Here is a 24,184-nt window from a genome sequence, read left to right as displayed (position 1 = left end):
GGAGGTACTTATGACAATCAGAGTTGGAGTAATTGGGACAAATTGGATTACAGAATCTTTTATTGAGGCTGCGAGCGAAATAGAAGACTTTCAATTAACTGCAGTATACTCAAGAACAACGGACAAAGCGAAAGCGTTTGCGGATAAGTATAAAGCAGAAAATATTTTTATAGATTTAGAGGAAATGGCAAAGAGTGACACAATCGATGCTGTATATATTGCTAGTCCTAATGCCCTTCATGCGCAACAGGCAATTGTTTTCTTGAAAAATAAAAAACATGTCTTAACAGAAAAAGCGATGGCATCAAATGTAAATGAAGTGAAACAAATGATTGCAGCTGCAAAGGAAAATAACGTCTTATTAATGGAGGCGCTTAAAACAACTTTCCTACCTAACTTTCAAGTTATTCAAGAAAATTTACATAAAGTTGGGGAAATTCGTCGGGCTTTTGTGAGCTATTGTCAGTATTCTTCTCGATATGATGCTTATAAAGAAGGTACTGTATTAAATGCTTTTAGGCCGGAATTATCAAACGGTGCATTAATGGATATCGGTGTATATTGCCTTTATCCAATGGTACTTCTTTTTGGTAAACCAGAGGAAGTAAAGGCAAATAGTTTCTTATTGGATTCAGGAGTAGATGGGGAAGGAAGTATCATTTTAAGTTATCCAGATATGGACGTTATATTAATGTATTCAAAAATAACGAATTCCTATATTCCATCAGAAATTCAGGGCGAGGAAGGAAATTTATTAGTACAACAATTCAGCACACCTACAAAGGTAGAATTTATCCCTCGTAAAGGCGAAGTAGAGGATCTGACGGTTTCACAAAAGACAGCTTCTATGTATTATGAGGCGAAGGAATTTATTGAATTGATTAAAGCGGGAAAAATCGAATCTGCTGTGAACTCTTACGATGTTTCTTTAACTGTGATGGAAATTATGGATGAGGTAAGAAAGCAAACAGGAGTTGTTTTTCCAGCCGACAAACAGTAAGTACGCAAGTAAATCTAGGTAATTCAGAAGGAGAGAAGACTAATGTCATTATACGGCGCTATTGAAGCTGGTGGAACTAAATTTGTCTGTGCGGTAGGGGATGCAAAAGGAAATATTAAAGAAAGAATTTCCATTCCAACGACAACCCCTGAAGAAACAATGCCAGAGGTTATTGCATTTTTTAAAAGGTTTCCAATCGAAGCAATTGGGATTGGATCCTTTGGTCCAATAGATGTAGATAAAAATAGCCCTACTTATGGAAATATTACAACCACTCCTAAACTGGCTTGGAAGGACTATCCATTATTAAAAGCAATAGAAGATGAATTTTCTGTTCCAACGGGTTTTAACACGGATGTAAATGTTGCTGCGCTAGGAGAGGCGAAGCTAGGTGCAGCTAAAGGAGTAGATAATTGTTTATATATTACCATTGGTACAGGCATTGGTGCTGGTGCGTATATTAATGAGGAATTGCTGCAAGGATTAACACATCCAGAAATGGGACATATTTTAGTTAGAAGACATCCTGAAGATACATATAAAGGCAGATGCCCATATCATGCAGATTGTCTAGAAGGGTTAGCTGCTGGACCGGCAATTGAAGAAAGATGGGGCGAGAAGGCAATCCGATTAAGTGACAAGGAGAAGGTATGGGAAATGGAAGGATATTATATTGCGCAGGCACTAATGCAGTATATTTTAATTCTATCTCCTAAAAAAATCATCCTTGGCGGGGGTGTTATGAACCAGGAGCATGTGCTAACACATGTTTATCGCCATTTGAGCGAGCTTTTAAATGGATATGTTTCTTATCCAGAAGTGAAAGATAAGATGAATGAATATATTGTTAGACCAGGATTAGGAGATAATGCCGGCATCACAGGAGGACTTCTTCTGGCGGAAAAAGTATTGGAAGAAAGTAAAGCATAAGTTAACTAAATAAATTTTGTTTTAGTAGACCATTTAAAAGGAGGATATTCATTTAAATGGTCTTTTTTTGTGTAATGTCTAAGTAATTGGCTGTTTTCTAAAAGGTTATTGTTTCTATAATGGAAAAAAGATTTAAGTAATATAGAGAAGCTTTTAGAAAAATTATGAACAAACTATTTCCTATCCGTTAACAATCCATTAAATAGGGTGGAATCCTATTGATTCTATTTGTAAAAGTAGCTTTAATTAGTAACAAGCAGAAAAAATAGGAGCGTATCTATGAACATTTTAGTGGTAGAGGATAATAAGAGTGTTTGTTCCATGCTAGAAATGTTTTTTATTAAGGAGGGGTTTCAGGTAACCTTTTTTGATAATGGCATGGAAGGATATAAACATTTATTACAAAATAAATATGATATGATTATTTTAGATTGGATGGTTCCAGATTTAGATGGAATAACTGTATGTCGAAAAATAAGAGAAACGGATAAAGAAACACCCATTATTATGCTAACGGCAAAGGATACAGAATCAGATCAAGTACTGGGACTAGAAATGGGAGCAGACGATTATGTAACAAAACCCTTCAGCCCATTAGCTTTAATTGCTAGAATAAAGGCAATTAGGAGAAGAAAGTCAAATGTAGAAGATGTAGGCGAGAGTTCAATCATTCAATTAGATAAGGAAACAAGAGAAGTATTAATTTATAATCTGCCAGTACTAGGGTTAACTCCAAAGGAATTTGGTTTACTTGCATTCTTTGTTCAACATCCAAAACAAGTGTTTTCCAGAGAGCAGATTTTACAGCAAGTATGGGGATTTCAGTTCTATGGAGATGACCGGACGGTTGATGTCCATATTAAAAGACTTAGAAGGAAAATAGGAAGAGATAGTCAGCCCTTTATACATACAGTATGGGGTGTAGGATATAAATTCGATGAAACGGTGGTAGTCCATGAGAATTAAATACATCTATCAGCAGCTTATAAGTCACTTAAGTGTCATTCTAGTAGCTCTGTTAGTTTTGAGTCTAGTTTTTTCCCATTATATTGAGAAATTAGTATTTTCCATGAAGGCGGACGAACTCCAAGGATATGGATCTAATATTGTTCAGGATGTTCAAGGGGCTGATTTATGGTCTGCTGCTACTTATTCAACATTATTACAATATTCAGAAGAACTTAAAGGAACAGGGATAACGATCGGCATATTTAATACGCAAAGAAATCGAATTTGGTCTTTTGGAAAAGATTTGGATATCAATATTACTCCAGCAGAGTGGAACGAAATAAAGGATGGCAGCAGTACAGTCATTAAACCAAGTACAAGAAGAGGAGACCAAGAGGTGGCCTTAGTTGCCATTCCGTATTCTGTTAATAATGTAGTGGTTGGAGGAATTATCTTAACTTCTCCTCTTGTAGAATCGAAAGAAATGATTCAGGAAATTAATCGCTATTTAATTTATATTCTCTTTTTAGTGTTTGCGATTGCTCTTTTAATGAGTTTTATTTTTTCACGCGTACATGTAAAGCGGATAAAAAAGCTTCAGGAAGCTACAAGCCATGTTGCAGAAGGAGATTACAGTGTAAAAGTATCATCCTCGACTTTTGATGAGATTGGAGAGCTAGGCCAAGATTTTAATCAGATGGTAGATAGACTAAGGGAGTCAAAAGAAGCGATTGACGCGCTAGAAAATCGGAGAAGACAATTTATGTCTGATGTTTCTCATGAGTTAAAGACCCCTCTAACGACGATAAGTGGAGTGATTGAAGGATTAAATAATAATATGATACAAGAAAATGAACGGGAAAAAGGACTTAAATTAATTAGCCAAGAGGCAAAAAGACTTCTCCGGTTAGTAAACGAGAATCTTGATTATGATAAAATTCGTTCTAATCAAATTATCCTAATGAAGGAGTTTATTCCCCTTGAAGAAGTATTGGAGATTATTTATGAACAGCTAACAATCTTAGCGGAAGAAAAGGGAGTGAAAATCTATGTAGAGGTAGGTCGTGATGCAATAATTTATGCAGATTATGATCGACTAATCCAAATCATTATGAATATTACGAAGAATAGTATTCAGTTTACCGAAAATGGAAGTGTTTGGTTAACAGGGCGAATGGAAGCAGGTAGAACAATTATTGAAGTCAAGGATACGGGTATTGGAATAGATGCTCATGAAATAGAAAACATCTGGAAGAGATTTTATAAAGCAGACCTCTCAAGAACGAATAACCCATATGGAGAATTTGGACTCGGCTTATCCATTGTTAAGCAATTAGTTCAGTTTCATGAAGGTGATATTCAAGTAACGAGTGAAAAAGGAAAAGGAACAACCTTTACACTTTTCTTCCCTCTTCCAAAGGAAAAGTAACAGAGCCAACTTCATTTGTATAAAATAGGCTGAAAAGGAGTTCACAGTTAGGGTTTTCCGAGGAGTATATTTAAAGTAGTTGGAGGAAATCATCGGATAGCAATTCACTTAACACAACTGGAATAAAATGTTCTAAAATTCTTCTAGGTCTTTTCAAACTTTGTTCATAATTTATTCATATATGATGGTTACTATGTATGTATAAACAAGTTATTAGAAATGAAACGAATAATAATTAACTGAAATAAATGTTCGAAATGGAAATAGGAGGAAGCGAAGATGAGTGATTCTGAAAAAAGAAATGAATGGGAGAAAGATCACCCAGAAGAAAAACAAGTGGGTCTTGGTGGAGATGACTTTACAGAGAATAAAGCGGCAGAACAAGAGATAATGAATAATGAAGATCAGACAGCTAAGGAAGAAATGCAGGTATCACAAGAAATGGAACAACCTTCTTTTGCTACTGCAGAAAAGGAGCAAGTTCATCTAGATAAAGAAGAAATGGAAGAAATTAAGGCTACAGAGCAAGCGGTAGCAAGCTCCTCTGAAGAAGGGCGAGCGGAAAGAGCACAAATGAATAGTCAAAAAGGAACTTCTAAAGCAAAAGGTTTCCTTTCCTTGTTGGCTGCAGGTGTTGTTGGGTCTGCATTAACGTTTTTTACGATTCCGCATACGGACCTATACAATAATTCCTATGATAAGCTTGAAAAGCAAGTAGCAGAGCTTTCTAATAAAGTAGATAGTAATCCATCAGGAACTATCACTGCAAATACTACGACGAATACGGCAACAAGTGATGGATCTGCATCCATTGCGGATATAGTTGAAACATCATCGAAAGCAATCGTGGGTATTGAAAACCTTCAACAACAATCCAATCCATTTTCACAGAGCTCTAGTGATGTAGAATCTGGATCAGGATCTGGCATTATATTTAAGAAAGATGATCAATATGCATATATTGTGACAAATAACCATGTAATTGAAGGGGCGAATACGTTAGAGATTTCTCTTTATAATGGGGATAAAACAGAGGCGAAGTTAATTGGCGCAGATGCTTTAACTGATTTAGCAGTAGTAAGAATTGATGCCAAATATGCATCTGATATTATAAATTTTGGAGATTCCTCTACACTAAGACCTGGAGATCAAGTATGGGCAATTGGTAATCCGCTTGGGTTAGAGTTATCTCGAACAGTAACACAAGGTATTGTAAGTGCTGTAGATCGAAGTATTACAGTAAATACGTCTGCCGGTGATTGGGAATTTAATGTTATTCAAACCGATGCAGCTATAAATCCAGGTAACAGTGGAGGAGCTTTAATTAATTCTTCAGGCGAAGTAATTGGTATAAACAGTTTAAAAATTAGTGATTCTGGTGTGGAAGGATTAGGTTTTGCTATTCCAAGTAATGATTTAATACCAATTGTAAATGAAATTATCGAAAATGGAAAAGTAGAACGTCCATACCTTGGAGTAGGATTAGCAAGCTTAGAGGAAGTACCTCGTATGTATTTGCAGGACCTTCCAAATGAGGTTTCAGAAGGAGTAATGATTACGAATATTGATTCGAATTCTGCGGCTGCGGAGGCAGGATTAAAAGTTCAGGATGTAGTTGTTTCCATTGATGGGAAGAAAATAGCTAATTCCACGGATTTACGAAAATATCTTTATACAGAAGTGAAAATCGGAGATAAAGTAGAATTAGAAATCTATAGAGATGGTAAATCTCAAAAAGTGGAATTAACGTTAACAAGCAATAACACGACCAATTAATCGACACGTTTCATGTGAAACATTCAAAAATTGTCGGAAAAATTCCATCTTATTTAATAGTAGGATGGAATTTTTTTTAAATCCGTTAATAATTTCGTCATAATTATATGATAATATAGTGTAAGAGTTATAATAGGGGTATGCCTGTTATATCCAAAATTTTGTGCAGAGAGGATTTTAGCTTAATATGAAAAATAAAAAGGTTCTTATTCCTATTCTAGCGGTAGTACTAGTAGCGTTAATAGTAGGAGCAGTTTATCTAACACAACGAAGTGAGACGGTTGCAACAGTAGAAAAGGAAAAAATTACGCAAGAACAATTAAATGAAGAGCTAAATAAGCAATATGGCGCAAGCGTATTAAATACGATGATTTCTAATAAAGTAGTAGACCTTGAAGCTGATAAAGCAAAAGTGAAAGTTACAGATAAAGAAATCAAAGCAGAATTGGACAAGATGGTTGAACAATACGGCGGGCAAGAAACCTTTGATATGCTATTAGCTCAAAATGGTCTAACAGAAGATGTATTTAAAGAGCAAATTGAGCAAAATCTAAAAGTAACAAAAATTCTTGAGCCATCTATCGAAATTACAGATGACGAGATTAAAACATATTTTGAAGATAATAAAGCAAGCTTTGACACACCAGAACAAGTGGAAGCAAGCCATATCTTAGTAGAAGATGAAAAAACTGCTAAAGAAGTGAAGAAGAAGCTAGATGAGGGCGGAGACTTTGCTGAATTAGCTAAAGAATATTCAACGGATACACAAACGAAAGAGAATGGTGGAGAATTAGGTTATTTCTCTACAGGACAAATGGTGGAAGAGTTTGATAAAGTTGCATTCGAGATGAAGGTAGACGAGATTAGTGATCCAGTTAAAACAGATTATGGATACCATATTATTAAAGTAACTGGTAAAAAAGAAGCAAAAGAAGCAACATTGGATGAGTCAAAAGAGGAAATTAAAGAAGCGTTGTTAACTCAAAAAGTCCAAGAGCAAGCTAGTACTTGGTTATCAGAGGCAACTGCAAAATATAAAGTTGAGAACAAATTAGAAAAAGATGCTGAGTAAATAAAAGGGGGATGGCAAATGCCATCCCCTTTTTTAATTGTCTAGCTCTAGGCACTCAGGAGCTGATGGGCTTCACACCCCTAAACGGATGCCTCCGCCTTTCTTATTAATATAGCGGACTAATATCTACATTAGCAGGCAGCTCAAATGGGTTCTTACTATTAATATGATCATAAAATAATATCCCATTTAAATGATCTATTTCATGCTGGAAGACGATTGCTTCATAATCCTTTAATTTAATCTTTACTTCTTCCCCAAGAATATTATAGGCCCGAACTGTTATTCTTCGATAGCGAGGAACATAGCCGACGATTGGTCGATCGATGGATAGGCAGCCTTCGCTTTCTGGTATAAAGGTCATTGCAGTAGAATGACTAATTATTTTGGGATTTATTAGCATAAATTCCAAGGCTTCTCCGTTTTCTTGTCTCATATATGCAGCGAACATTCGCTTATCTAAGCCAATTTGATTAGCGGATAATCCTACTCCAGCACGTAATTGATATTTTTCCGATAGAATGGGATCCTGGCTATTTTTTAAGTATTGTAGCATGCATTGCAGCACTTCTTGATCTTCTTCAGTAGGAGGAATCGAAACTTCTTTTGTTTTTTCACGAAGGATGGGATCGCCTTCCCTCACAATATCGTCCATTGTTATCATATAATCTTTTGTAAATTTACTCATGTAATAATTCATCTCCGTCTAATATTGTATATATGTAAAATAGCAGAAGCTAGTTAGTATGTCTAATCGTTTGCTATTAGATAATGTAGTTATTGATAGGAAATGCTCTAGTAGCAATACAGGGGAAATTTTTTAGTAGAAAACTTACATATAAAACCAAGAACAGGAAATGATATGAAAGATATAAGATTATCTATAAAATGGAAAGGAAGATTAAAATGAAAAAAATAATGCTATTAATGCTAGCTTTAATCGTAGCATTAACAGGCTTTGGCTCTTTGACTAGTGCAGCCCCATCCCCAGCAACACCAGAAAAAAGGGAAATATCCCAAGAAGATACACAGTTTTTAATAGAATTGGCAAAAAGTCTTGGTATTGAAACTGAAGGAAAAGATCCTGTTGCTATAAAAAAAGAGATTCATGAAGTATTGATAAAGAAAGAAGCAAAAAAACTAGGGATTAAAACAGAAGGAAAAGAATTACAACAAATTGCGATGGAAGTACATACTGCCCACTTAAAGGAAGAAGCAAAATCGCTAGGAATTAATACAGAGGGTAAAGATGGAAAAACTCTTATGAAAGAAGTCTTTGAGGCTAAAATTTCGAAAAAGGCAAAAGAGCTTGGAATCGATACAAAAGGAAAGACAATGCAGCAATTAGGGAAAGAAGTACAAGAAAAAATGATTATGGTTGAAGCAAAGAAACTGAAGATCAAAACAGACGGAAAAGATTTTAAACAAATTGCGGACGAGATAAGAGATACACAAATTATGAGTAAAGCGAAAGAATTAGGGCTTGATACAGAAAATAAACAGCCAAAAGAATTATTAAAAGAAATGATGATAAAACACCCGGAAGAAGTGAAAAAATTAAAGCTATTTCCTTCATATGGGCAACATTTCATGTTTAAAAAGCACCATAAATTGCATAAAGAGGACTAAGGATAAATGGAAAAAACACTTGGATTGTTCAAGTGTTTTTTCTTTTTCTATTATATCGTTCTATATATAGAATGATATAATAGGTTAGAAAATTTTTAAATGTGGGAAAAGGAATGCAAAAACCAGTAAAATACAATCTTTTAGACAACAGGATATTTTCTCCAAAAAAATAGGACAGGTGACTAGGTGTTCAATATATTGAAATAATTCTTTCGACCTATTAACAAATGAAGTTTTCAAACATAATATCTATTTTTCAAAAAAAAATACATAAATACATGTTATTTTCCTAAAGGATTAGTATGCTTAAATTAGCAGACTTAGACAGTAAAAATGGATGTATTGAAAATTTACACAAAAAGTTGCCACTGGATAAAAGAATGAAGATAGGGAAAAGAAATCTGTTAAGTACCTGCAGTAAAATGGGAGCAATAGGAGGAATAAAGATTGAAGCAATATTCCAAACTACGAATTACTGAAAAAGATGAAAATATTTATAAAGCACTGTGTGATTTGTATAAGGAAAAAGGGGGAAATGTAGGGATTGGCCCTACAGAGATTGGAATAAGAGTTGGAAGAGATTCCTATGATGCTTCTGCGTATTGTAATGCATCTTTAAAGAAGCTAATTCATTTTAAAAAAATAGAAAAAATAGATAGTGGAAAATACATACCGATTGATAATGGAATGTAGAATACGAGTGAAAGGGAATTTTCCTTAAAAAAGGTACCTCATAGGATATGTTAGTGGAGTTAATATTCATGTGTATGAATAATGTAATCTTTACTAATCATTATCTTAAACGGGAACTTATATTAAGGGGAATTCTCTTTTTTGTTTTGTTGGTGCTTTTCCTTGGGGAATGAAAAATTTAGAAATGCGACAAAAAAGGATTGCATGTTATACAAAGTATTGTATAATAATTGGGTAAAAGTAAACTTTAAGTTTAGTAATACAAAACTCCTGTGTCTTCAAGTTTACTATTTCTAAACAAAAAGTAGGTTGAAATATGGAAATTGGGAAAAAAATAAAGAATTTACGGCTGAAAAAAGGGCTCACACAAGAAGAATTAGGAGAAAGAACGGATTTAAGTAAAGGGTATATATCCCAGCTAGAGAGAGATTTAAGTTCTCCTTCTATTGAAACGTTTTTTACTATTTTAGAGGTGTTAGGATGTACACCAAAAGAATTCTTCGATGACGAAGAACGAAAGCAAAAGGTTGTTTATACTGAGGATGATGTAACCGATTTTTTAGATGAGGAGAAAGGCTATCGCATTCAATGGCTAGTTCCGGAATCAAATGAAAAGGAAATGGAGCCAATCTGCCTGATCTTTGATAAGAATGGAGAATTTAAACAATTTGAACCATCATTATCGGAAACATTCGCTTACGTAGTCGAAGGAGAGATTTTACTTAAATTAGGAAAGCAAGAGTATAAGGCAAAAAAAGGGGAATCAATCTATTATCATGCTACAGAGGAACATCAATTAGTAAATTTAGCAGATGGTGTGACAGAATTGATTCTCGTAGTAACCGATTCTTATTTATAAGGAGAGGAGCTATTCTATTAGAAAAAATAAATTAAGAGGGGGATATTATGGCTGAGCAGCATATTATTCGATTTGAGAATGTAACAAAAAGCTATGATCAAGAAACAACAGTTTTGGAAAACGTAAGCTTTGAAATTGAACGAGGTAAATTTTATACACTGCTTGGACCATCTGGCTGTGGAAAAACAACTGTTTTACGATTAATTGCTGGATTTATGGAGCCTACAGAAGGAAACATTTATTTTAACGGTAAGCTGATTAATAAAATACCAGCAAATAAAAGACAAGTAAATACAGTTTTTCAGGATTATGCGCTTTTCCCTCATTTAAATGTATTTGAAAACGTGGCCTTTGGCCTTCGCATAAAAAAATGGAAGAAGCAAGTAATTGAAGAGAAAGTGAAAGAAGCTCTTCGTTTCGTAAACCTAGAAGGCTATGAGAATAGAGAAATCAGTGAAATGTCTGGTGGACAGAGACAACGTGTGGCTATTGCAAGAGCGATTGTAAATGAACCAGAGATCATTCTTCTAGACGAACCTTTATCAGCATTGGATTTGAAGCTTCGTACGGAAATGCAGTATGAGCTTAGAGAATTACAGAGAAGATTAGGGATTACTTTCATCTTTGTTACACATGATCAGGAAGAAGCATTGGCGATGTCTGATGAAATCTTTGTATTAAATAAAGGAAGAATTGAGCAAAGTGGAACTCCAACAGATATTTATGATGAACCAATTAATCGCTTTGTTGCAGACTTTATCGGAGAATCCAATATTGTTCCAGGGTTGATGAAAAAAGATTTTATTGTTCATTTTGGCAGTAAAACTTTTGATTGTGTGGATGGTGGATTTAACGAAAATGAAGCAGTGGAAGTAGTAATCCGTCCTGAAGATTTAGAAATAACCTCCGTTGAGGCTGGAAAGTTAAAGGTGAAGGTTGACTCTCAATTATTTAGAGGAGTTCACTATGAAATTTGCGGATACGATGAAGACGGAAATGAGTGGCTTGTCCATTCAACCAAAAAAGCTACTGTTGGGACAGAAATCGGTCTATATTTTGAACCGGAAGCCATACATGTTATGCGTCTTGGAGAAACGGAGGAAGAATTTGATAAACGACTAGAAGCGTATGAGGGTGTAGTCAATGAAAAGTAGTACAAAATGGTATACCGTCCCATATTATCTTTGGATTGCGCTCTTTGTCATTGCCCCGGTTGCACTCGTTGTCTATTATTCCTTCTTTGATATTGAAGGGGCATTTACGTTTGAAAATTATCAGAAGTTCTTTACACCTGTTTATTTAAAGATGACGCTAAGTTCCTTCTGGTACGCATTTTTAATTACCTTCTTTTCCTTGATTATTGCATATCCTACTGCATATTTATTAACAAAAACGAAGCATAAACAATTGTGGTTGTTATTAATTATTCTACCATCATGGATTAATCTATTATTAAAAGCGTATGCGTTTTTAGGGATATTTGGAACACATGGTGCAGCAAATCAAATGCTAGATTTTCTGGGAATAGGCGAGCAACAGCTGTTATTTACCGACTTTAGTTTTCTATTTGTAAGTGTTTATATCTTTATCCCCTTTATGATTCTTCCTATCTTTAATGCATTAGAGAAGTTAAACCCTAGCTTAGTTGATGCTTCTCAGGATTTAGGGGCATCCTCTTGGACTACATTCAAAAAGGTTGTATTCCCTCTTACATTAAATGGGGTAAAATCAGGGTGCCAGGCTGTATTTATACCAGCTTTGTCATTATTTATGATTACGCGTCTAATCGCAGGTAACCGTGTGATTACATTAGGTACTGCTATTGAACAGCATTTTCTTATCACACAGGATTGGGGAATGGGTTCCACGATTGCAGTATTTTTGATTATTAGTATGATTATCATCATGGTTCTTACAGGGAACAGAAAGAGAGGGATATAAAATGAAAAAGCTGTCAAAATGGTCTGTCTTATATTTAGGAATTGTCTTTGTCATTTTATATGCACCTATCTTTTATTTAATCTTTTACTCTTTTAATAGTGGAGGAACCATGCATGATTTTGATTCCTTTACATTCGATTGGTATAAAGAATTATTCCAAGATACGAGATTACTAATTATTGTTTTAAATACTGTCATTATCGCCCTTTTATCTGCGGCGATATCGACAATTATAGGTGTACTTGGGGCAATTAGTATTTCCATGATGCGGAAGAAGGGGATTCGGAATTCTATTTTATCTTTAAATAATGTTCTGATTGTAAGTCCAGATGTTATTATTGGTGCTTCTTTCTTAATTTTCTTTACAATCATTGGGATTAAGCTAGGATTCTTTTCTGTCTTATTATCTCATATTGCTTTCTCTATCCCGATTGTTGTCATCATGGTTTTACCAAAGCTGGAGGAAATGAGTCCAACTTTAGTAGACGCGGCATTGGATCTTGGAGCTAGCTGGAAGGATGTACTTACAAAAGTTATTATTCCGTATATTTCACCAGGAATATTTGCTGGATTTTTTATGGCGTTGACCTATTCATTAGATGATTTCGCTGTAACCTTTTTTGTAACAGGAAACGGGTTTACGACGCTATCTGTAGAAATTTACTCTTTAGCAAGACGAGGTATTTCTTTAAATATTAATGCATTATCCACTTTGTTATTCTTATTTACCTTGCTCCTTGTAATTGGTTATTATTTCATTACGCAACGTGTCCATAAAGCTCCACAAGCGGGGGTGAGAAAATGAAGTCTCTAATTCGCGGATTAATTGTTATCTTTGCACTGTCTTTCATTCTATTATTTATTGTCCATCAGCTAAATTCAAGCAGAGGATATACAAGTGGCAATACGTTAACCGTATATAACTGGGGAGATTATATTGATGCAGATTTAATTACCAAATTTGAAGAGGAGACAGGAATAAAGGTTATCTACGAAACATTTGATTCAAATGAGGCGATGATGACAAAAATTCAACAGGGGGGAACAAGCTATGATATTGCGATTCCCTCTGAATATATGATTGATAAAATGAAGGAAGAGGAATTATTAATTCCAATTGATCATGCTAAACTTCCTAATTTAAAAAACATAGATAGTCGATTTATGAATCTTTCCTTTGATCCAGATAATCAATATTCGATTCCATATTTTTGGGGGACGGTTGGTATTGTCTATAATCCAACGATGCTTGATAATAAGGAAATTACTTCTTGGAATGATCTATGGGATAAAGATTTAACAAATGAAATAATGCTTATTGATGGTGCCCGTGAAATTATGGGGATGAGCTTAAATAGCTTGCATTATTCTTTAAATGATAAAGATCATGAACACTTGAAGGAAGCGAAGGGGAAATTAGATACACTAACTCCAAATGTAAAAGCCATTGTCGGAGATGAAATTCGGATGCTCATCGAAAATGGAGAAGCGTCTATTGGTGTTCTCTGGTCTGGTATGGCTGCTGAAATCATGTGGGAAAATGAAGATGTAGAATATGTTGTCCCAGAAGAGGGCTCTAATCTTTGGTTCGATAATATGGTAATCCCGAAAACGGCTAAGAATGTTGATGGAGCCCATCAGTTTATAAACTTTATGCTGGATGCGGAAAATGCTGCGCAAAATACAGAATATGTTGGTTATTCTACTCCAAACAAGGCAGCGATGAAATTTTTGCCAGAAGACATTACGGGAGACGAGCGCTTCTATCCAGATGAAGAAATGACTTCTAAATTAGAGGTATATGAAAACCTTGGTCAACGTTCTTTAGCAGAATATAATGATTTATTCCTTGAGTTTAAAATGCACCGAAAGTAAATAATTTAAGGCTGTTTTCTAAAAGATTGTTGTTTTTTCAATAGGAGAAAAGAATTAGTTGAAATAATGGAGCAGCCGGAATACACGTAGACGCCACGGGGATTAGCGAGACAGTCTGAGACCCCGGAGGCGAAGCTGAGGAGGCTCAGCGCGAGCCCCACGGAAAGCGAAGTGTATTCTGAACTGCGGGTAATAGCAACAAACTTTACGAAAACAGCCTATTTAAAGATGACAGTTCGCTAAAATGTAGCGAACTGTTTTTTTACATATAAATGATTCTCCATATATTTGTATGCAACCTGTCTTTGCGGAAAATACTAACAGAAAAACAAGGTGGGTCAAAAATGAAAAAAATAATCTGTTTCTTCTGTTTTCTTTCTTTTCCATTAGGGATTTCCGCACAAGAGGTAGATTCATCTAATAATCAAGTGAGAAAAGAGCTAGCAATCGTTATTGATGATTTCGGTAATAACATGAAAGGTACAGATGAAATGCTTAATTTACCTGTTCCCATTACGGTTGCTATTATGCCTTTTCTATCTACCAGTAAAGATGATGCTATTCGAGCACATAAAAAAGGGCACGAAGTAATTATCCATCTTCCACTAGAACCAAAAAAAGGGAAAAAGAGCTGGCTTGGACCGGGTGCCATTACTACAGATCTATCAGATGAAGAAATTAGAAAACGAGTAAAGGCTGCAATTGAAAGTATTCCTTACGCAGTGGGAATGAATCATCATATGGGCTCGAAAGCGACAGAAGATAAACGAGTGATGAGAATTATCTTAGAAGAATGTCATAAGCATGATCTCTACTATTTAGACAGCAAAACAACGAGTAAAAGCGTTATAAAGGAAATAGCCGAGGAATTGAATGTACCTTATTTAGAAAATGACCTCTTTTTTGATCATATATATACAAATCAGCATATTGCTAAGCAAGCTAGTCGGCTAGCTAAAAGACTGGATAAAGAGGAAGAATTTATTGCTATTGGCCATGTGGGAATTTCTGGTCCTTCTGTGGTGAGTGTTTTAAAGGAGTACATTCCGGTTTATCAAAAAGATGCTGATATTGTACCACTTTCTACATTAGTAGAAGGCTATGAACTTCTTGATACCGATTTACCATAAGGTAAGATCACAACAAAAAAAGAGCAAAACCATCACGCTATAGCGAAAACGATATATGACGCTGGTCTGTGCTCTCTTTATTAGATTAAACTATGAAATTGGTTTCATAACAATAGGTTTTTTGAAAATAATGACAAAATAGCTTTATCCTTTAGAGGAAATGGGGACAGAAACTTATCCTGTTTGTCCCCATTTAAGTTTATTAATTATTTAAAGGATTATCATCATTTGGCTTTTGAATAGATGTTTGCTCCATTTTTGTATCTAGTTTGTCTAGTCTCTTTTTAGCAAATTCCTTGCCGCCTAGACCAAAAGCAAGTCCAAACGCTAATGCAAGTCCACCTAGGATTAGGATAAAGGCAGAATTGACGATAGAAGACGCCACTCTTAATTGGTCAAGTGCCATAAACACAGAAAGAGTGATAATCGCATATTTCGCGATAATTGGTAATACTTTGAAATGAGCACCTTGTAAAATACTGCTTAGCAATTGCTGAACGAGATAGCCTAACCATAAGCCAATGCCAATGATGATAACAGCAGCGATAACCATTGGTAAATAAGCGATAACAGCAGTAGATAATGTGACTAAAAATTCTAGTCCTACAATATTTAAGGCTTGTACAACCAATAAGAAAACAATCAGAATTTGTACAATGGTTCCAATGATATTAGAAATACTAGTATTGGCGTTAATGCCCATTTTTCGTACATACGTATCTAGACTAAGCTTTACTAATAAGGTAACAACCAGTTGCTTCACCCATTTACCTATCCAAATACCAACCAAGATGAGGATAATGGCAGTAGCGATATTAGGAATCATCGTTAAAATGTCATTTAACATGTTAATAGCGGGCTGGGAGATTCCTTGGATATCTAATTTCTCAAGCGCTGATATAACTGTTGGGATGAGAATGAAAATGAACACAATATTGCCAATAACGGAAGATAGGCTTACATTATCAAGAAGCTTGCTGATGCCTATTCGATTAGCTAAAGCCTCTGTGCCGATTGCTTGTAAAAAGTTTGTTAGAATGGTACGAACAATCTTTGCGACAAACCAACCGACTAATACAATCAGTGCTGCTGCTAGTAGTTTCGGTAAAAAGGCAAGCATGTTTTGAAGCATATTGGCAAATGGTTCGGAAACTCCATTTAAATTAAGTGCATCTAAAACAGCAGGTAAGAATAATAGCAATACTAAGTAGAAAACGATATTAGCGACTTTATCCATTAGATTTTGCGGGTTATTCTTTTCTGCAAGCTTCCATTTTTGCAGTTTCTCGTGAACCTTTAAAGTAGTTCCAGTTTTTTTGATAAGAAATTTTAATCCCGATGCAATGACCCATGCAATTAATAGAATTAATGCTGCTTTTAAAATATTTGGAATAGCCCCAAGAATAGATGAAAGCATATTCACTAAAGGCGACGTAATAACCGTTAAATTCAAGATATTAAAAAATAGAGAAAAGACGAAAACCAATAATAAATAAAAAACTATTTTACTAATTATTTTTTCAGATGAATATTTTCGGGGTTTTCCTTCCGGGAAAACTTTCTCATCCAAATTTGTTTTCTGCAGTCCTTTATATAGGGCTTTTTCAATGATTTTAGCAATAATCCATCCTACGATTAAGACAACCACCGCTAAAATAAAATCAGGTAGTTTGTCCCAAAAGGAATTCCAATTCCAGTAATAGTTCATATCCTTCACTCCTTGTTTTTAATGTATACTACTAATACCCAGTGATTGAAGGATTAAACGTTGCGGGTAATGGCGCTGATAGATTTGGAGGATAAATGAAAAAAGAGAAGGTCTTGATGTAAGCCTTCTCATTTAATGTGTAAATATTTTTTTTTGGCAAGTTACTTTTCATTTCATTATTGTTGTGTTTTTAGGTTTATCTTAACGCTTTTTCTTCAAAATCATATAAGCAATTATTGCTGCCTACCATAATGAGAATATCGCCTTGACGGATTATTTCATTTGCGGATGGTGAGACGATTGTTTCTCCTGCTCGCTGGATGCCGATGATTGTACAGCCGTATTTTGCACGTACGTCTAAGTCTAAAATAGATTTGTTATGTATTTTAGGTGAAGCTACCATTTCGACAATTCCATGTTCTTTAGAAAGCTGAATATAATCAATCATACTGTCGGAAATAACATGATGCGCAATTCTTTTTGCCATATCCTGTTCTGGATGAATCACACGGTCAGCGCCAATCTTTTCTAAAACGCGTTTATGATATACATCGGCTGCTTTTACCCAAACTTGGCTTATACCCATTTCCTTTAAAAGCATCGTAGTAAGGGTACTAGATTCTACATCATCTCCAAATGAAACAAAAGCATGATCAAAGTTGCGAATACCGATTTGTGTTAGGGATGCTTCCGTGATATGTGTCATTTGGACGCAAAGCGTAGCAAATGCTCGATATTTTTCCACTTTCTCTAAAGATTGATCAATGGCTAATACTTCTGCTCCCATTTTATGAAACTCTTCCACTAAACTGCCACCAAAGCTTCCTAGTCCTATCACAACAAATTGTTTTTTCATGTTAATCCTCCTAGGGATGAAAAATACATACTTTTGCCATCATTATACTTTTTTATTGAAAAGAATGAAAATGATTTTTTCTTTAAGGAGGCTGTAAATAACGAAGAAGGACAAAATGAAGGAATATGGAGATGGTTAAGAGGAACTATTTTTGGGAGAATAATAAAACCACTTTTTCGATAGTAAGAGGAAAAAGTGGTTTTATTCATTCTAAAAGGAAGGTTATTCAGAAAGATACGCAGTTAACATCCATAAATGCTTCTCGATTTTGCCAATAAGATCGACAGCTAAATCATTTGTAATAACATCTTCTAATTCATCAGCATGCTCTGCTAATGCTTTTAGTTGTGTATTAATATGGCTATAATCCTCTACTAAAGATTTTACCATTTCGTTCGCAGTTAATTTCTCTGTGCTTTCTTGTAATGTGGATGTTTCGATAAACTCTTTTAATGTAGAAACAGGTTTTCCGCCAATAGTAAGCAGGCGTTCTGCAATTTCATCGACTGCTTCAGCAGCCTCATCATATAATTCTTCAAATTTTTCATGAAGCGTGAAGAAGAATGGCCCTTTTACATACCAGTGATGTTGATGAAGTTTTGTGTATAATAAGCTCCAGTTAGCAATTTGTACGTTTAATTCTTTTTGTAATTCTACTTTTGTTTGTAATCCCATATTAACAAACTCCCTTCGACTGATTATATATTAATTATAACAAGTTTTAATTTAAAATCAATACTTATTTATAATTATTATAATTTAGTTTTTATTACAATTGAATAAATGATTGTCATGTCGTTGTTATCAAAGGTGGAAGGTAAGATTTTACCTTTTATTTTTTGTTGTCCTATTAAAATATATACCCTAATTGTATAGGAAAGGAAACAATAGGAAGAAAGATTTCATTAAATGGACAAATTTAAAAAAGACTCAGGAGCAGTACACTGAGTCTGGGAAAAAGCCAATATTCCCATTAGAATGAAAGGGAATTGGAAGAAAACATATAGGATTTATAATGATAACGAATACTAAAAATAAGGCCCATTGCCATCATATTACACATTAAAGAACTCCCCCCATAACTGATAAAAGGAAGGGGGATCCCAGTTATCGGTAATAATTGTATGGTCATGCCAATATTTTCGAAAACGTGGAAGGTAATCATGCTTATGACCCCGACACTAATATAAATACTGTAAGGATCCGCTGTTTGTAATGCCGTTTTAACGAGGTGGTATATTAAGAAAAAATAAAGAATGATAACAATGCTACCGCCGATAAAACCATATTCCTCGCCAATAATAGTAAAAATAAAATCAGTATGTCTTTCTGGGATATATACTTCTTCATTTCCCAATCCTTTTCCACTAATAAGCCCGGAGCCTATGGCCATCAATGATTTAACCAGCTGCAATCCTGCGTCGCCAGCGTTCTGGGGATCAAGCCAAGAATTAATGCGATCGAATTGATAGGGATCGACTCCTAAATATTTTTCTAACAGCTCTCTCCCAAAGATCGCTAAGTAAAAAACGATGGAACCAAAGGCTGCAGCAGCTCCATATAACGGGACGAGTATTTTCCATGAGATTCCTGAAACTAACATCATTCCAATTAAGATAGCCATTAAAACGAGCGTTGTACCAAAATCCTGTACAATAACTAAGCCTATCGGGATCCCAGCTACGATGCCAAGCTTACACATTAAGATAAAATCTGTTAGTAGTGACTTATGGATAGTCTTTGTATGATGGTTATTTATGACCTTTGCAAGGGCTAAAATATAAAAAACCTTCATATATTCTGAGGGCTGTATACTCCCGACATGGGGGATAATATACCAGCTTTGCGCTCCGTTTCTTTCGGGTGTAAATTCTGTTACTGGAGCAATAAGTAGTCCTATTAATAACATGGCACCTATCCCATATAGAACCCAAGTTATTTGTTGAATTTGTTCATTATCAAAATACATAATAATTGCTATCACGATAGAGCCAATTACATACCACATAATTTGTGATTGTAAAAAAGAATCTTTTGGCCCCTGTGCGCTGTATATAGCTATGCAACTAACTAAGCAAAACAACATAAGTAAAAGACAGAGTGTCCAATCGAATCTGTCAGAAAATCCTTTTTTTGTTCTCATTCTAGCAAACCCCTAGTTCAAATTTCTTATATTTATTTATATAGACGGAAAAGGAGGCTGATTGGTTTCCTTATTTTTCATAATCCTGTAAAAATGCTGGGGTAATAAATTATTTTTTTGCTTATTTGGGAATAACGATTTTCTTAGAATGGAGATCAAAGCAGGAAGGAAATGGTCCCAAAATCAGTTATATGATCCAAAGCGGAAAGGAATTGATCCAAACCCCAACTATATGATCCCAACCAAATATATGGTCCAAACTTAAAATATATACCAAACACTAAAAAGAGACTGTCTTTGTAAGACAGTCCCTGCTTTCACATTAAGTGATAAAGGAAAATTTGCGCGATTCCGAAGTAAATAAATAGCGAAAATATATCATTAAGTGTTGTGATTAATGGCCCAGAGGCAACTGCTGGGTCAATATTCAACTTATACAGAATGATGGGAATAATGGTCCCTGATAGTGTTCCGATTATAAGGGTGCAAATTAAGGAAAGACCTACAACTAAGCCAAGCATGAGATCACTCTGCCAGACATAAGCAATAAGTGTTATGAGGACACCGCATGTAATCCCAATGATCAAGCCGACTAATAATTCCCTAAATATTAATTGAGTAACAACTTTTTTATTAATCGTATTAGAAATAAGTCCGCGAACAACCACTGCTAAAGATTGGGTTCCTGTATTACCAGTCATTCCTGAAATCATAGGCATAAAAAAGGATAAAGCAACAACTTTTGTAAGTACATCTTCATAATTGCTTATGATGCTTCCGGATACAACGCCGATAAATAAAAGTAAGATTAGCCATGGAAGTCTTCTATAGGCAGCAACGGTTGCTTTTGTATCAAAATCAATTGATTTCCCTGCAGCAGAGAGCTTTTCGATATCTTCGTTTGCTTCTTGAAAAACGACATCAATCATATCATCAACAGTTACAATTCCCATTAATACATTTTCTTCATTAACTACTGGAATGGCTAAGAAATCATATTTCTGGACGGTTTGCGCTACTTCCTCTTGGTCTTGGTCCACTGTTACGCTTATAACCCGTTCGTACATAATGTCACGAATTTTATCCTGTGGTTCGGCGATCAAAAGGTCTCGATACGAAACAACCCCGACTAATTTTCTATTTTGATCAATTACATATAGATAGCTTAATGTTTCTGCAAAATCTGCGAAAGATTTTAGTTTATCCACTGCTTCCCGGGTAGTGTAATAATCACGAATCCAGACAAAACGGTTGGTCATGAGGCGTCCCGCAGTTTCGTCTGGGTAGTTCATTAAGTTTTGTACAATGATGGATTCTTCTTTTTTCATTTCAGAAAGAAGTTCTTTAATTCTTTCTGGTGCTAGTTCGTTTAAAAGGGATGCTAGATCATCATTATCCATTAAATCTAGAACTTTCCCTGTCTTGTCCATTCCTAATGTATTAAGAACTTCAAGCTGTTCTTCTTTGTCTAATTCTTCTAAGAGATGGGCTAATAAGTCGACTTTTAAAAAAAGTAAAAAACGAACCCTATGCTTTTCGGGGAGACTTTCATAAATTTGAGCTATATCATATGGTTGTAGCTCATCAACGATGGATTCAAATTCAGATTTTTTATTATCTTTTAATGTCTGAATGATGTGAAGTGTGATTTGGTTTTCGGTCATTTGGTGTATCATACTTCTCACTCTCCCTTCCGAGGTTTTAGGCAATTATTCGACATATACCCTGTATTATTATATGTAAATTAACGAAAGAATGAAATGGATAATTCTTTGTAAAAAAGGAGATTTTGAGAAAAAATTTTAAAATAAGTGAAAAAAACAATGTTAAATATTCTGACAATTAACTTGAAAAGATTTAATTCTGGATTAAAATAAGGATATAACATGAATGGCTGCAGGTATCTGCCACACAATCGCAACTTTTTTCGTATATCCTTAATAATTGGATTAAGGGTCTCTACTGGAAACCGTAAATTTCTTGCTACGAAAAAATATGCTTAATTAGCATATTTTTCGTAGCTTTTTTTGTGTTTATTCCGAAATTTGAACAAGCATGGGGGGAAATAAATGGGGAATCTGTTAATCAAAAATGCACAAATAGTAACGATGAATCAAGCAGAGGAAATTGTTACGGGGGATATCTATATTGAAGGGAACATCATTAAAGAAATAGGAACGAATATTCAAAAGAAACAGGTGGATAAAATACTCGATGCGACAAATAGAACGGTAATCCCAGGATTTATTCAAACACATATCCATTTATGTCAAACATTGTTTCGGGGAAAGGGGGATGATTTAGAATTGATGGATTGGCTGAGAAAAAGAATTTGGCCACTCGAAGCTGCCCATGATGAAGAGTCTATCTATTATTCAGCGATGCTTGGCATAGGTGAACTGCTGGAAAGTGGAACAACGACGATCGTAGATATGGAAACAGTCCATCATACAGAGCATGCTTTTCGTGCCATAGCGGAAAGTGGGATACGAGCGGTTTCTGGAAAAGTGATGATGGATAAAGGCGCTGAAGTTCCTTTGGCATTACAGGAAAACACGGTGGAGTCTATTCAACAAAGTGTTGACTTGTTGGAGAAGTGGAATCGCTTTGATAATGGAAGAATTCAGTATGCATTTTCACCACGATTTGTCGTTTCTTGTACAGAGGAATTACTGAAAGAGGTAAAGAATCTTTCGGATAAATATAATGTATTAGTCCACACCCATGCATCTGAAAACCTGGGGGAGATTCAAATTGTCCAAGAAGAAACAGGAATGAGGAATGTTGTCTACCTAGATCATCTTGGCTTAGCAAATGACCGGTTGATATTGGCGCATTGCATTTGGCTGGATGAAGAGGAGAAACGAATTATTCAAGAAAAAGGTGTTCATGTTAGTCATTGTCCAGGTTCTAATTTAAAGCTTGCATCAGGTATAGCAGATACGCACCATCTCCTTTGTAACCATGCTTCTGTGAGCTTAGGAGCGGATGGTGCTCCATGTAATAATAATTTAGATATGTTTAATGAAATGAGATTAGCTGCACTTATTCAAAAGCCTATTCATGGTCCAACTGCAATGGATGCAAAAACGGTCTTTCGAATGGCGACCATTGGCGGGGCTAAAGCAGTTGGCTTGGAAAAAGAAATTGGCAGTTTGGAAATTGGCAAGAGAGCAGATTTAGCTATTTTAAACCTGCAAAATTTTCATACCTTTCCTTCTTATGATGTGGATCCCATTTCGCGAATAGTCTATTCTGCAACAAGAGCGGATGTAGAAACAACAATAGTGGATGGTAAAATAGTGATGGAAAATAAGGTTATGACAACAGTGGATAGACCTATAGTATTGATGGAAGCAGATAAAAGTATCAAGAGGCTGTTAAGTAAAACAAAAATAAGTTGATAAGTGACAGAACATCGTGGCTAGGGAGAGTGGATAGTAGGAATGTATCCATTGCCTGTTGCGGTGTTTTTTTGTTTGTAATGAGTTGGTTCGTTTGGCTGATAACGCGCTAAGTTTGACAGATAAAAGGGAAGAATGACAGATATCATCAAAAGTTTGGCTGATAGCCATCCAAGAATGGCTTATAAATGAAAATTTTAGCAAATATTAATCTTGAAAAAAGGAATGGCGCTTAAGCTAAGCTGGTTTATTCCTTTTTTTTCTAATTTAAAGATTATGTAAGCTATTTTTCCTAATATTTGTTAAACTAAAATGGTTACAATAAGCACAACTAGATGTATGATGGAAAGTATGTAGAAGCGGACCGATAATTAAAGTCTAGTAACATAGAACAAGGGAAAAATTCTTGTAATCAGATAAATAAAATGGAGTAAAAGCAATTTCAGTAACAAGAAAGTAAGCTAAAGCTATCCGTTTACAAGCTAATAATGTTTGGAGGTTTACTTTATGAAAAAAGGTAATAATGATATTCGAGATGTGGTTTATATCCATCTAAATGAGAAAGAACGTTTTGTCCTTTCTTACGGTATAGAGTTTAGAGAATTTTACAGAGTATTGGCTGACACTCTTTCCTCTATTTTATTGTTAAAGCATCGGTATGAAGATGGAGAATTTCATATACATACACAATTCGAATATGTTCCAAACAATAAATTAGCACCATTAGCAATAGAAGATGTTTATGGATACGGGGATTTTGTATGGGTCGATTTTGATGAGACGGAAACATT

The 24,184-nt window shown here is 35.0% G+C and carries 21 protein-coding genes, 1 pseudogene and 1 riboswitch; of the genes and pseudogenes, 16 read left to right on the top strand and 6 right to left on the bottom strand.

All coding sequences use genetic code 11. From position 1 onward, the window contains the following. Positions 1–10: 10 nt before the first annotated feature. The 6 genes from RTL21_RS07335 to RTL21_RS07310 all read left to right on the top strand — a co-directional run bounded on the left by RTL21_RS07335 (position 11) and on the right by RTL21_RS07310 (position 7,155). The gene (locus RTL21_RS07335) at positions 11–1,000 is read left to right on the top strand and encodes a Gfo/Idh/MocA family protein (RefSeq protein ID WP_312094810.1); all 990 of its coding nucleotides are present in this window, start codon (positions 11–13) and stop codon (positions 998–1,000) included. 42 nt (positions 1,001–1,042) lie between these two features. After that, complete coding sequence (locus RTL21_RS07330) at positions 1,043–1,930, top strand: ROK family protein (protein ID WP_312094808.1); 888 nt, start codon at positions 1,043–1,045, stop codon at positions 1,928–1,930. A 279-nt stretch (positions 1,931–2,209) separates the two neighbouring features. Next, entirely contained in the window at positions 2,210–2,896 is a 687-nt protein-coding gene (locus tag RTL21_RS07325; RefSeq protein ID WP_312094806.1) for a response regulator, read from the top strand. Further along, positions 2,886–4,307, top strand: a complete 1,422-nt coding sequence (locus RTL21_RS07320; protein WP_312094804.1) for a sensor histidine kinase — start codon at positions 2,886–2,888, stop codon at positions 4,305–4,307. The genes RTL21_RS07325 and RTL21_RS07320 overlap by 11 nt, the downstream gene beginning before the upstream one ends. Before the next feature lie 279 nt (positions 4,308–4,586). Next, the gene (locus tag RTL21_RS07315) at positions 4,587–6,083 is read left to right on the top strand and encodes a S1C family serine protease (protein WP_312094802.1); all 1,497 of its coding nucleotides are present in this window, start codon (positions 4,587–4,589) and stop codon (positions 6,081–6,083) included. Positions 6,084–6,270: 187 nt separating this feature from the next. Next, the gene (locus tag RTL21_RS07310) at positions 6,271–7,155 is read left to right on the top strand and encodes a peptidylprolyl isomerase (RefSeq protein ID WP_312094800.1); all 885 of its coding nucleotides are present in this window, start codon (positions 6,271–6,273) and stop codon (positions 7,153–7,155) included. Positions 7,156–7,261: 106 nt separating this feature from the next. Here the strand turns inward: RTL21_RS07310 and def are convergent, their stop codons facing one another. Continuing rightward, positions 7,262–7,843, bottom strand: a complete 582-nt coding sequence (gene def / locus RTL21_RS07305; RefSeq protein WP_312094798.1) for a peptide deformylase — start codon at positions 7,841–7,843, stop codon at positions 7,262–7,264. A gap of 218 nt (positions 7,844–8,061) precedes the next feature. On the opposite strand from def, the gene RTL21_RS07300 reads away from it, so the two are divergent. The 8 genes from RTL21_RS07300 (at position 8,062) to RTL21_RS07265 (ending at position 15,282) form a co-directional block, all read left to right on the top strand. Then, complete coding sequence (locus RTL21_RS07300; protein ID WP_312094796.1) at positions 8,062–8,784, top strand: hypothetical protein; 723 nt, start codon at positions 8,062–8,064, stop codon at positions 8,782–8,784. Positions 8,785–9,231: 447 nt separating this feature from the next. After that, positions 9,232–9,477 carry a hypothetical protein gene (locus RTL21_RS07295; protein WP_312094795.1) on the top strand — a complete coding sequence of 82 codons (246 nt, stop codon included), beginning with the start codon at positions 9,232–9,234 and terminating at the stop codon, positions 9,475–9,477. A 316-nt stretch (positions 9,478–9,793) separates the two neighbouring features. Further along, the gene (locus tag RTL21_RS07290; protein WP_312094793.1) at positions 9,794–10,336 is read left to right on the top strand and encodes a helix-turn-helix domain-containing protein; all 543 of its coding nucleotides are present in this window, start codon (positions 9,794–9,796) and stop codon (positions 10,334–10,336) included. A 47-nt stretch (positions 10,337–10,383) separates the two neighbouring features. Then, positions 10,384–11,490: an ABC transporter ATP-binding protein gene (locus RTL21_RS07285; RefSeq protein WP_312094790.1), complete on the top strand. Its 1,107-nt coding sequence runs from the start codon at positions 10,384–10,386 to the stop codon at positions 11,488–11,490. Further along, the gene (locus RTL21_RS07280; RefSeq protein ID WP_312094788.1) at positions 11,480–12,277 is read left to right on the top strand and encodes an ABC transporter permease; all 798 of its coding nucleotides are present in this window, start codon (positions 11,480–11,482) and stop codon (positions 12,275–12,277) included. Before RTL21_RS07285 ends, RTL21_RS07280 begins: the two co-directional genes overlap by 11 nt. Before the next feature lies 1 nt (position 12,278). Then, positions 12,279–13,082: an ABC transporter permease gene (locus tag RTL21_RS07275; protein WP_312094786.1), complete on the top strand. Its 804-nt coding sequence runs from the start codon at positions 12,279–12,281 to the stop codon at positions 13,080–13,082. Further along, positions 13,079–14,152, top strand: a complete 1,074-nt coding sequence (locus RTL21_RS07270; RefSeq protein ID WP_312094784.1) for an ABC transporter substrate-binding protein — start codon at positions 13,079–13,081, stop codon at positions 14,150–14,152. Before RTL21_RS07275 ends, RTL21_RS07270 begins: the two co-directional genes overlap by 4 nt. A gap of 344 nt (positions 14,153–14,496) precedes the next feature. Further along, positions 14,497–15,282, top strand: a complete 786-nt coding sequence (locus tag RTL21_RS07265) for a divergent polysaccharide deacetylase family protein (protein ID WP_312094783.1) — start codon at positions 14,497–14,499, stop codon at positions 15,280–15,282. Between the two features lie 202 nt (positions 15,283–15,484). Here RTL21_RS07265 and RTL21_RS07260 read toward each other — a convergent pair whose 3' ends face one another. From RTL21_RS07260 to mgtE, 5 genes are all read right to left on the bottom strand, one after another. Further along, the gene (locus RTL21_RS07260; protein WP_312094781.1) at positions 15,485–16,990 is read right to left on the bottom strand and encodes a mechanosensitive ion channel; all 1,506 of its coding nucleotides are present in this window, start codon (positions 16,988–16,990) and stop codon (positions 15,485–15,487) included. A 196-nt stretch (positions 16,991–17,186) separates the two neighbouring features. Then, positions 17,187–17,846, bottom strand: coding sequence for a potassium channel family protein (locus RTL21_RS07255; RefSeq protein WP_312094779.1), 660 nt, complete (start codon positions 17,844–17,846; stop codon positions 17,187–17,189). 222 nt (positions 17,847–18,068) lie between these two features. Further along, positions 18,069–18,521, bottom strand: coding sequence for a Dps family protein (locus RTL21_RS07250; protein WP_312094777.1), 453 nt, complete (start codon positions 18,519–18,521; stop codon positions 18,069–18,071). Between the two features lie 298 nt (positions 18,522–18,819). Next, a complete protein-coding gene (locus tag RTL21_RS07245; RefSeq protein ID WP_312094775.1) occupies positions 18,820–19,989 on the bottom strand; it encodes an FtsW/RodA/SpoVE family cell cycle protein in 1,170 nt (389 codons plus the stop codon). Positions 19,990–20,306: 317 nt separating this feature from the next. Then, a complete protein-coding gene (gene mgtE, locus RTL21_RS07240; protein WP_312094773.1) occupies positions 20,307–21,665 on the bottom strand; it encodes a magnesium transporter in 1,359 nt (452 codons plus the stop codon). Between the two features lie 231 nt (positions 21,666–21,896). After that, a riboswitch (purine riboswitch) is annotated at positions 21,897–21,995 on the top strand. Between the two features lie 63 nt (positions 21,996–22,058). Here mgtE and RTL21_RS07235 point away from each other — a divergent pair. Next, on the top strand, positions 22,059–23,393 hold the full coding sequence (locus RTL21_RS07235) for a 5'-deoxyadenosine deaminase (RefSeq protein WP_312094771.1): 1,335 nt from the start codon (positions 22,059–22,061) through the stop codon (positions 23,391–23,393). Between the two features lie 507 nt (positions 23,394–23,900). Beyond that, positions 23,901–24,184, top strand: a pseudogene (locus RTL21_RS07230) (hypothetical protein); the annotation flags it as partial.

Origin of the sequence: Niallia sp. (assembly GCF_031978665.1) — a bacterium.
Classification (GTDB): Bacteria; Bacillota; Bacilli; order Bacillales; family Cytobacillaceae; genus Niallia.
This window is presented reverse-complemented; position numbering and strand designations above follow the sequence as displayed.

What these genes read in the sequence shown, in the direction of transcription:
- RTL21_RS07310 (WP_312094800.1), top strand. Translation starts at nt 6,271, where the DNA reads ATGAAAAATAAAAAGGTTCTTATTCCTATTCTAGCGGTAGTACTAGTA.
- RTL21_RS07325 (WP_312094806.1), top strand. Translation starts at nt 2,210, where the DNA reads ATGAACATTTTAGTGGTAGAGGATAATAAGAGTGTTTGTTCCATGCTA.
- RTL21_RS07285 (WP_312094790.1), top strand. Translation starts at nt 10,384, where the DNA reads ATGGCTGAGCAGCATATTATTCGATTTGAGAATGTAACAAAAAGCTAT.
- RTL21_RS07315 (WP_312094802.1), top strand. Translation starts at nt 4,587, where the DNA reads ATGAGTGATTCTGAAAAAAGAAATGAATGGGAGAAAGATCACCCAGAA.
- RTL21_RS07320 (WP_312094804.1), top strand. Translation starts at nt 2,886, where the DNA reads ATGAGAATTAAATACATCTATCAGCAGCTTATAAGTCACTTAAGTGTC.
- mgtE (WP_312094773.1), bottom strand. Translation starts at nt 21,665, where the DNA reads ATGATACACCAAATGACCGAAAACCAAATCACACTTCACATCATTCAG.
- RTL21_RS07335 (WP_312094810.1), top strand. Translation starts at nt 11, where the DNA reads ATGACAATCAGAGTTGGAGTAATTGGGACAAATTGGATTACAGAATCT.
- RTL21_RS07300 (WP_312094796.1), top strand. Translation starts at nt 8,062, where the DNA reads ATGAAAAAAATAATGCTATTAATGCTAGCTTTAATCGTAGCATTAACA.
- RTL21_RS07260 (WP_312094781.1), bottom strand. Translation starts at nt 16,990, where the DNA reads ATGAACTATTACTGGAATTGGAATTCCTTTTGGGACAAACTACCTGAT.
- RTL21_RS07270 (WP_312094784.1), top strand. Translation starts at nt 13,079, where the DNA reads ATGAAGTCTCTAATTCGCGGATTAATTGTTATCTTTGCACTGTCTTTC.
- RTL21_RS07280 (WP_312094788.1), top strand. Translation starts at nt 11,480, where the DNA reads ATGAAAAGTAGTACAAAATGGTATACCGTCCCATATTATCTTTGGATT.
- RTL21_RS07255 (WP_312094779.1), bottom strand. Translation starts at nt 17,846, where the DNA reads ATGAAAAAACAATTTGTTGTGATAGGACTAGGAAGCTTTGGTGGCAGT.
- RTL21_RS07275 (WP_312094786.1), top strand. Translation starts at nt 12,279, where the DNA reads ATGAAAAAGCTGTCAAAATGGTCTGTCTTATATTTAGGAATTGTCTTT.
- RTL21_RS07290 (WP_312094793.1), top strand. Translation starts at nt 9,794, where the DNA reads ATGGAAATTGGGAAAAAAATAAAGAATTTACGGCTGAAAAAAGGGCTC.
- RTL21_RS07330 (WP_312094808.1), top strand. Translation starts at nt 1,043, where the DNA reads ATGTCATTATACGGCGCTATTGAAGCTGGTGGAACTAAATTTGTCTGT.
- RTL21_RS07250 (WP_312094777.1), bottom strand. Translation starts at nt 18,521, where the DNA reads ATGGGATTACAAACAAAAGTAGAATTACAAAAAGAATTAAACGTACAA.
- RTL21_RS07235 (WP_312094771.1), top strand. Translation starts at nt 22,059, where the DNA reads ATGGGGAATCTGTTAATCAAAAATGCACAAATAGTAACGATGAATCAA.
- RTL21_RS07245 (WP_312094775.1), bottom strand. Translation starts at nt 19,989, where the DNA reads ATGAGAACAAAAAAAGGATTTTCTGACAGATTCGATTGGACACTCTGT.
- RTL21_RS07265 (WP_312094783.1), top strand. Translation starts at nt 14,497, where the DNA reads ATGAAAAAAATAATCTGTTTCTTCTGTTTTCTTTCTTTTCCATTAGGG.
- def (WP_312094798.1), bottom strand. Translation starts at nt 7,843, where the DNA reads ATGAGTAAATTTACAAAAGATTATATGATAACAATGGACGATATTGTG.